General features: G+C 63.4%; 3 protein-coding genes. 2 read left to right on the plus strand and 1 reads right to left on the minus strand.

Annotation, left to right across the window (positions count from 1 at the left end; translation table 11 throughout):
• Positions 1–501, plus strand: a 501-nt coding sequence (locus AC1D1X_RS22185) for a hypothetical protein (RefSeq protein WP_477699206.1), incomplete at its 5' end; no start/stop codon positions are given.
• A gap of 63 nt (positions 502–564) precedes the next feature.
• Here the strand turns inward: AC1D1X_RS22185 and AC1D1X_RS22190 are convergent.
• The gene (locus AC1D1X_RS22190) at positions 565–1074 is read right to left on the minus strand and encodes a DUF1993 domain-containing protein (protein ID WP_477671496.1); all 510 of its coding nucleotides are present in this window, start codon (positions 1072–1074) and stop codon (positions 565–567) included.
• A gap of 179 nt (positions 1075–1253) precedes the next feature.
• Between AC1D1X_RS22190 and AC1D1X_RS22195 the strand changes: the two genes are divergently transcribed.
• The coding region (locus AC1D1X_RS22195; RefSeq protein WP_477699207.1) for a M20/M25/M40 family metallo-hydrolase at positions 1254–1802 on the plus strand (549 nt) is incomplete at its 3' end.

Raw genomic sequence — 1802 nt, forward strand, 5'->3', positions numbered from 1 at the left:
GGACTGAAAAGCCAGCCAAAAACGGCCTCAAGCGCCACCCACCCCGAATCGGAAGTCTCTGTCCCCGGCGACGAACACTCCACCATCGGCGTGCGGCAGCAGCTCATTCAGGTGCTGTTGCGGGACACCGCCCGGCGGGCGGGCATTCCGTCGAACTGGCTGGACTGCCAGATGTTGCTGACCGCCAACCCCACACGCGGCGAAGGCATGTACCTGCGCATCATCATGAAGCAGTGGGACCTGCGCCTGCTGACCTACGCGGCGGCTTTCCAGAAAGTATTGATGGCGGACATCATGCGTTTTGAGCCGCGCGCCAGTGACTGGCTCCACGGCATTTCATGGCAGCTTGACGGCGGCGACAGCTGCCCCCATCAGGAAATGCCCGACCCCACCATCTGGATGCAAAGCCCCACCCGGCCGCGCAGCGGCTATGCGCCACGCGCGCCCGTGGAACCGGCTGCGCCCGGAGCGCCCGCGCTGGCACAAAGCCCGGCGCACTAGGCGCACCACCAGGCGCCACCAGGGCCAGGCAGCAGGCACCCATCCCGGGTGCCGGCGACAGGCTCAATACGAGCCGATGTAATCTTTTTTGCCGACTTCCACGCCGTTGTGGCGGAGGATGGCGTATGCCGTGGTGGTGTGAAAAAAGAAATGCGGCAGGCCGTAATTCAGCAAGTAGGACTGGCCGGTAAAGCGCTTTTCCTTGGGCGTGCCGGCTTGCGTGACGATCTCCCGCGTGGCGGCCCCATCAAATTTCGCCACGTCCAGGCCTTCAACGAAGGCAAGGATGGTGTCAATACGCGCCTGCAGTTCGGCAAACGTCGTTTCCTTGTCTTCGATCTTCGGCACTTCCACACCGGCCAGCCGGGCCGACACGCTCTTGGCGAAATCGCTGGCCACTTGCACCTGACGCAGCAAGGGGAACATGTCAGGGAAAAGACGGGCCTGCAGCAAGGCATTCGGGTCGATGTTTTTGGCGGAAGCGTGGGCTTCGGCCTTGGCCAGGACGCCCTTGAGGCCACCCAGCATCTGCTTGAAAACGGGGATGGACGTGGTGTAGATGCTGCTGGTCATGAAATGCTTTCGGTAAAGGAATGGAGATAGCCTGCCGCGCCCTGCACGCGGCGCCCTGCATTCTCGCCGGATTGCGGCCGGAATGCGCGCAGCCCGCCAATGGCCTTTGAGGACGGCGAAGGCCTTCGCAAAATAGTATGCTGTCATACCAATTTCCGCCCTCCCCAAAAGGCCCCACCATGAACGCCCCTCTCCCCGCCGCCACCCGCCAGTCCGTGCAGGCCGCCGACCTCGCCGCCCTGCCGCTGATAGAAAAATGGGTGTCTTTTGCCTCCGTCTCGCGCGACAGCAACCTGCCCCTTCTTGACTGGACGCAGGCACGGCTTGAGGCACTGGGCATTGAATGCCGGCGCACTTATGACGACAGCGGCAAGAAAGCCAACCTGTGGGCCACCCTGCCTGCCGAAAACGGCGAAACCAAGGTGGGCGGCATCGTGCTGTCGGGCCATACCGACGTGGTGCCGGTGGACGGCCAGCCCTGGGACACCGACCCGTTCGCAGCGCAAGTCATTGGCGGCAAGCTCTATGGCCGCGGCGTGACCGATATGAAAAGCTATGGCGCCACCGCGCTGATGATGGTGCCCGAGCTGCTCAAGCGCAAACTCAAGCGCCCGGTTCACCTGGCCTTCAGCTACGACGAGGAAGTCGGCTGCATCGGCGTGCGCCGCCTGATTGCCGACATGGTGGAGCAGGGTTACAAGCCTGCGGGCTGCATTGTGGGCGAACCC

It is taken from the genome of Polaromonas sp. P1_G4, from assembly GCF_056405475.1.

Coding starts and splice junctions, on each gene's coding strand:
- AC1D1X_RS22190 (WP_477671496.1), bottom strand. CDS start 1,074: ATGACCAGCAGCATCTACACCACGTCCATCCCCGTTTTCAAGCAGATG.